Here is a 6155-nt window from a genome sequence, read left to right on the forward strand (position 1 = left end):
CGACATCGACATCCTCGAACCCGCCGACCTGCACGAAGTCGTCGAAGAAGCCGTCACCGCCATCGAAGAACCCGACGCCCACATTCTCGAACCCACCGACCTGCACGAAGTCGTCGAAGAGGCCATCACCGCCATCGAAGAACCCGACATCGACATCCTCGAACCCGCCGACCTGCACGAAGTCGTCGAAGAAGCCATCACCGCCATCGAAGAACCCGACATCGACATCCTCGAACCCACCGACCAACCCGAAGAACCCGACACCGAGATCCTCGAACCGGTGATGCCCGAGGAGATCTCAACGCTCGACGCTTCCGGCTCGGACGAAGGAACAACCACGATCGAGAGTGGCTCGGTGAAGTGGGGAGCCGGATGGCAGGATGCCGCTCAAGGATGGGTCCAAAAAGAGGGCGGGCGCTCCACATGGCGCCCCATCATCACGACGACCCCGGAGGTCGGCACCTGGGAGATCGACACGTTCCTCGGCATCGTCGCGGGTGAGGCAACACTCTCCGACGTGGAGCACGATCTTCCCGCCACCAGAAACCGTGCGATTCAGTCGATGGTCGATCAGGCACTCTCCCGGGGAGCGCACGCGGTGGTCGGAGTCAGAACCGAGATTCAGGAACTCGGCGGAATCATCCTCGTCGGCGCGATCGGAACGGCCGTCACGCTCAAGAGTCCGACGTAGCCAACTCGAAGTCTCCCGAAACGGATTTACATCGGATCCGAACGCGGATCTTGTCTCCCCCGACCTGGCCGGGTCCCGGCGATGAAGGCAGCTTGATGCGTCCCGACAGGCTGCGAAGATCAACGTCGACGCTGCGCCCAGGCGGGATCCGAACGGTGGTGTCGCCGGATACCGTGCTCGCGACGATGTCGGATCCAAGGTACCGCGCGACGCTGATATCTCCCGATATGGACCGCAGCACGAGATCCCCACGAGCCTCGTCGATGTCGATATCACCCGACGCCGTGTTGATGGTCGCATCTCCGTGAACGGTCCGAATCCGGATGTCTCCGGATGCCGTGTCGAGTTTGCTCTTCCCCTCGATCGTGGCGATTTCGACGTCTCCCGATGCCGTCTTGACGAGGACTTCTCGCCGTACTGTGCCCACGCGCAGGTCGCCGGAGGCCGCCGAGATGTTCAGATCTTCGAGCGGCGCTCCGACATCGAGATCGGCCGAGGCCAGCGATGCAACGACCCCAGCCCCGGAAGGAACCGAGAACGTCACTTCCAGCGAGCCCCGGACAAAGCGACCCTGTTCCTGACGGACGCTCACGAGTTCGCCTGCCTGGTCGATGATGACCGAATCCGCCGATCGACCCCGAACATCCACATCGATCCTCCCGGCCTCACCGGAGATGACACGCACACTGCCCGACCCAAGTCGAATCGAGATTCTGGGCCGCTCTCCCACGTCGAAGGACTCGTGCCGAGCGCTCATAGCTCCACCGTCCCGGAGATCCGCCTGCCCTTGCCGCCATGGCGCACGCGCACTCTCGATGACAGCGTCTTTACAACCCAGGAGTTCACCGAATCTCCTGTGTCGGCAGCGGCATCCTCGATCAGTTCCTTGACGGTGTCGGGAAGACGCAGCGTGAGCCGTGCCTCGTACGACCCCGGTGCGACTTCGCCGCCCGGGTCGAAAGCCCGCACGCGGAGTTCGGGTTCGCCGTCGGATATCACGACTTCGACCTCGTGGTCGGGAAGCTGGGCCGAGACCTCGTTCGCCGCCTGCTGGGCGAGGTCGACGACGATCTGGCGCACGGTCGCGTCCAACACTTCGAGCATGGCCTCGGCCGCCGCCGCCACGGCGGCATCGTCACCGGAGAGGCCGACCTGGCGCATGATGGCTTCTTCGAGCTTGGAAAGGGCAAGGAAACTCTGCATGACATCATTATGGTGTCATATCGACGTCATGCTGTCAATCATTCAGTCGGGATAGTTCATTCCGAACGGCCGACCGCCGCCGAAAGTCCGGGCAATCTCTCGTAGAGTGTCGATCGCCGTGATGGCACCCTGTCCGCGGATCGAATCAGGTCCTCGAACTGTGCCACGGTCATCTCCTGGCCGTGAGAAGCGCCTGCCGATCTCGTGATGGCCTCGCCCATGAGGGTCCCGCCCAGGTCGTTACAGCCGGCGGCCAGGAGTCGACGTGCTCCATCCAGTCCGAGCTTGACCCATGACGCCTGGATGTTCGGTATCAGGCCATCGAAGGCAATCCGAGCGACGGCGTGCATGAGAACGACCTCATCCCACGTCGGTCCCATCCTCGAGTTCCCCTGCAGGTGGATCGGCGCCCCCATGTGTACGAATGGCAGAGGCACGAACTCGGTGAACCCGCCGGTCCGCCGCTGGATGATCCGCAAGACCTCGAGGTGATCGGCCCATGCCGCGGGATCATCGATGTGCCCGAACATGACGGTTGCGGTGGACCGAAGGCCAAGCTCGTGAGCAGTCATCATCACGTCTGCCCACTCGGCCGTCGTGATCTTGTCCGGACAGAGATGGACGCGCACGCGATCGTCGAGGATCTCGGCCGCAGTGCCGGGCAACGATCCGAGTCCGGCATCACGAAGTCGCTTCAGGTAGTCACGAACCGAGATACCCAAGGTCTCGGCACCCTGCCAGACTTCGAGCGGCGTGAACCCATGGATGTGCATCCCCGGCAAGACGGCTTTGATCTCCCCGATCAGTTCGAGATAGAAGTCGCCGGTGAAGCCCGGGTGGATGCCTCCCTGGAGACACACTTCGGTGGCGCCCTGATCCGAGGCCTCCGACGCCATCCGGACGACATCTTCGACACTCATCAGATACGGCGTGCCACGCAGATCGAGACTCCGCGGACCTTTCGAGAACGCGCAGAACCGGCACTTGTACGTGCACACGTTCGTGTAGTTGATATTCCGGTTGACGATGTAGGTGACCGTCTTCCCAACGGCCTCCGCCCTCAGATGATCGGCGGTCCAGGCAATCGCCTCGACCGCCTTCCCCCGCGCCCGGAAGAGCGTTTCGATCTCGTCGCGGGTCGGCGGGCTGCCGGCCAGGGAACGGCTCAGGATGTGTTGCACCTCCGGTGTCGCCCCCCCGATCGGGTCCGACACGACGGCCGTCACCCATGCGGAATCGCCCCATTCCGCCGAGATGCGCCCGGGAGGGGCCGGGATCGGCATGTCTTTTCCGGGAGCCCATCCGTCACGGGGGCGAACGGCCCCCATTCCGTCCACGAGCCGAAGGTAGGTCGTCCACGTCGGACCTGTGAACGCTGAGCGGACGTCATCGAGGACGATGCCCAGAGGAAGCGCCGTGCGCTCGATGAGGGGCACCTCGAGGGCGTCACGCAGCCGGCCGATGTGCCGATCGTCCCAGCCGTCGAGCAGCAGGTCGGTTGCGCCGCCCTGTACACAGGCGAGTGCCTCGTCCACGTCGGAAGCCGATACCGACACGTCGGCCTCGACACCGGGCAGCGACGTCAGCGTTACGGCCTCCATCGGCCGATCGGACCTGAGGAAACGTGCTCCGCTGCGCACCAGCGCATCCAGGACCGCGGTCCTTCGCCCTTCGTGCAGGACGGTGATGCGCCATCCTGCGACGCCCCGCACGAGGGCCGTCTCGTCGGCAGTGAGGACCCATGCCGCCGGATCCCCCTCCCCGAGGCCCACCGACACGGAGAGAAGCCCCGCATCGGTCGCCACCCGGATGTCCTCGGCAGAAGCCCGCGACAGCTCGGTGGTCACCGCATCCGGATCCGAGAGTCTGCAGAACGTAACGGGTCTCATGCGGCTGCATCCACCAACGCGAACCCGGAGGCGTCGATCACCGCTCTGACACGCACCAGCAGGGCCGGATCGATCCACCGCGCATCGATGAACTCGGGATACACCGGCAGTCTCGCTCGCAAGTGGAAACCGGCCGCTTCGGTCCGATTCTCCAGTTCGTCCAGATGAGGCCACGGCTGCCCGGGGTTGACCCAATCGATCGTTACCGGTGAAACGCCACCCCAATCGTTGACACCGGCATCGAGATAGGCCTCGAATCGATCGGTCAGATTGGGCGGGACCTGGATGTTCATCTCCGCTCCGAAAATCCATCTGGCGAGCGCCGCGACCGTCGATACCAGCTCGGGCGTCGGTTCTGGACTGTACCGCATCGGCGTATCGGCCTTCGCACGGAAGTTCTGCACGATGATCTCTTGAACGTTGTGATGGCGGGCGTGCAGGGCTGCAAGGAAGAACAGACTGTCGATGATCTCTTCGGGCATCTCGCCGATTCCGACCAGAACGCCGGTGGTGAATGGCACCTTGACCCGGCCTGCCGCCTCGATGGTCTCGACTCTGACGACCGGATCCTTGTCGGGACTGCCGAAATGCGGCATGCCGGTTCCCATCAACCGCGAAGAGATGTTCTCGAGCATCAGCCCCATCGACACGTTGCTGGAGCGCAACGCCTCGATGGCGCTCTCGTCCATCACTCCAGGATTCGCATGGGGAAACAGCGATGTCTCGGCCAAGATCTGCTCCGACACTCGTTGTACGTACTCGAGCGTGGAGGCACACCCCTGCCGATCCAGGAACGATCGGGCTTCCCCCCATCTCTCCTCTGGACGATCCCCCAGGGTGAGCAGCGCCTCGGTACACCCATGGCGCTCCCCGACCTTCGCCACCGCCAGGACTTCTTCCGGCGTCATGTACTCGCCACCGGCACCGGGGGGCTTGGCGAACGTGCAATAGGTGCAGCGATCCCTGCAGAGGGTCGTCACGGGAATGAACACCTTACGACTGTACGTGATCGTCCTACCCTTGCCGGCGTCGCGCAGCCTGCGCGCTTCACGACGGAGCGGCTCCACGGAACGGCGTCCGGTGAGGTAGTCCAGCGCCAGGTTCGGATCGGGAGCAGGATGCCGCATGGCCAGCAACGCTATCACGTGCAGCAGTCAACTCACACCCTTGGCACGAGTAGCATGAAGGCCGCCCGCGGCCATCATGCCGCTTCTGAGCTGTGAGGAGGAACCCCCCATGAAAGTCGCCATCAACGGTTTCGGACGCATCGGAAGGGCCGCTTTCCGTATCGTTGCCGAACGACCCGACACACCGATCGAGATCGTCGCCGTCAACGACCTCACCGACGACGCCACCCTGGCCCATCTCCTCAAGTACGACACAAACATGGGTCATTTCCCCGGTGAGATCTCACTCGACGGCGGCTTCATGCGAGCCGGCGGTCAGACCGTCAAGATGCTCGAAGAGCGCGACCCTGCACGACTCCCATGGAAGGAACTCGGCGTCGACATCGTCATCGAATCGACGGGGGTGTTCCGTACCAGAGACAAGCTGGATCTGCACCTGAAAGCAGGAGCGAAGCGGATCGTTCTCACGGCACCGGCAAAGGAGCCCGTTGACGCGACAATCGTGATCGGCGTCAACGACGACACCCTCGATCCCTCCGACACGCTGGTATCCAACGCCTCCTGCACGACGAACTGCCTCGCTCCGATCGCCAAGGTGCTCAATGACTCGTTCGGCATCCGCCGTGGGCTGATGACCACGATCCACGCCTACACGAACGATCAACGGTTGCTCGACATGCCACACGGCGATCTCCGGCGCGCCAGGGCGGCTGCAGCCAACATCACTCCCACGACGACGGGTGCCGCCAAGGCCATCGGCCTCGTGATCCCGGAACTTGCCGGAAAGCTGGACGGCATGGCCATGCGCGTCCCCGTACCGGACGGCTCACTCGTCGACCTGGTCGCGGTGCTCGCCAGAGACGTCACCGAGGAGGAGGTGAAGGCGGCGATGCGCGCCGCCTCCGAGGGCGATATGCACGGGATACTCCAATACAACGAGGATCCGATCGTCTCCAGCGACATCGTCGGAAACCCACACTCGAGCATCTTCGATGCCGACCTGACAAAGGTCATCGACGGCCGGTTCGTCAAAGTCATCTCCTGGTACGACAACGAATGGGGCTACTCGAGTCGCGTCGTCGACCTGCTCGAACGCATGGGAGCACAACTCTGACCAACCGCTGCTGCGACATCGCGAAGCGGGGCTTCGCGATGTCGCAGCTACCCTTGCCGTGTGCGCAGACTCATCGTGTTCGCGGCCATTTCGCTGATGGCATCGGCCTGTGTCTCCTCCCCCGGAAACAC

7 protein-coding genes (1 of these 7 running past the window's edge) are annotated in these 6155 nt (G+C 63.5%); 3 read left to right on the forward strand and 4 right to left on the reverse strand.

The annotated features are described in order from the left end of the window. On the forward strand, positions 1–691 hold a 691-nt coding region (locus GXP34_02085), incomplete at its 5' end, for a heavy metal-binding domain-containing protein (protein ID NOY54754.1). Here GXP34_02085 and GXP34_02090 read toward each other — a convergent pair. Genes GXP34_02090 through cofG form a run of 4 tightly spaced genes read right to left on the reverse strand, consistent with a single transcriptional unit; the run spans position 675 to position 4910 of the window. Continuing rightward, the gene (locus GXP34_02090) at positions 675–1448 is read right to left on the reverse strand and encodes a DUF4097 domain-containing protein (GenBank protein ID NOY54755.1); all 774 of its coding nucleotides are present in this window, start codon (positions 1446–1448) and stop codon (positions 675–677) included. The genes GXP34_02085 and GXP34_02090 overlap by 17 nt on opposite strands. Next, a complete protein-coding gene (locus GXP34_02095) occupies positions 1445–1894 on the reverse strand; it encodes a hypothetical protein (GenBank protein ID NOY54756.1) in 450 nt (149 codons plus the stop codon). The genes GXP34_02090 and GXP34_02095 overlap by 4 nt, the downstream gene beginning before the upstream one ends. Positions 1895–1950: 56 nt before the next feature. Then, positions 1951–3783 carry a 5-amino-6-(D-ribitylamino)uracil--L-tyrosine 4-hydroxyphenyl transferase CofH gene (cofH, locus tag GXP34_02100; protein ID NOY54757.1) on the reverse strand — a complete coding sequence of 611 codons (1833 nt, stop codon included), beginning with the start codon at positions 3781–3783 and terminating at the stop codon, positions 1951–1953. Then, a complete protein-coding gene (cofG, locus tag GXP34_02105; GenBank protein NOY54758.1) occupies positions 3780–4910 on the reverse strand; it encodes a 7,8-didemethyl-8-hydroxy-5-deazariboflavin synthase CofG in 1131 nt (376 codons plus the stop codon). Before cofG ends, cofH begins: the two co-directional genes overlap by 4 nt. 109 nt (positions 4911–5019) lie before the next feature. On the opposite strand from cofG, the gene gap reads away from it, so the two are divergent. Both gap and GXP34_02115 read left to right on the forward strand, forming a co-directional pair. Further along, positions 5020–6024, forward strand: coding sequence for a type I glyceraldehyde-3-phosphate dehydrogenase (gene gap / locus GXP34_02110; GenBank protein NOY54759.1), 1005 nt, complete (start codon positions 5020–5022; stop codon positions 6022–6024). Positions 6025–6084: 60 nt separating this feature from the next. Then, on the forward strand, positions 6085–6155 hold the start of the coding sequence (locus GXP34_02115; protein NOY54760.1) for a hypothetical protein. Its footprint extends 790 nt past the window's final position; 71 of the gene's 861 nt are visible here — the first part of the coding sequence; its start codon is at positions 6085–6087; its stop codon lies off the right edge, out of view.

The organism is Actinomycetota bacterium (assembly GCA_013152275.1).
GTDB lineage: Bacteria > Actinomycetota > Acidimicrobiia > Spongiisociales > UBA4744 > BMS3Bbin01.

What these genes read in the sequence shown, in the direction of transcription:
- GXP34_02095 (NOY54756.1), bottom strand. Translation starts at nt 1,894, where the DNA reads ATGCAGAGTTTCCTTGCCCTTTCCAAGCTCGAAGAAGCCATCATGCGC.
- GXP34_02090 (NOY54755.1), bottom strand. Translation starts at nt 1,448, where the DNA reads ATGAGCGCTCGGCACGAGTCCTTCGACGTGGGAGAGCGGCCCAGAATC.
- gap (NOY54759.1), top strand. Translation starts at nt 5,020, where the DNA reads ATGAAAGTCGCCATCAACGGTTTCGGACGCATCGGAAGGGCCGCTTTC.
- cofH (NOY54757.1), bottom strand. Translation starts at nt 3,783, where the DNA reads ATGAGACCCGTTACGTTCTGCAGACTCTCGGATCCGGATGCGGTGACC.
- cofG (NOY54758.1), bottom strand. Translation starts at nt 4,910, where the DNA reads ATGCGGCATCCTGCTCCCGATCCGAACCTGGCGCTGGACTACCTCACC.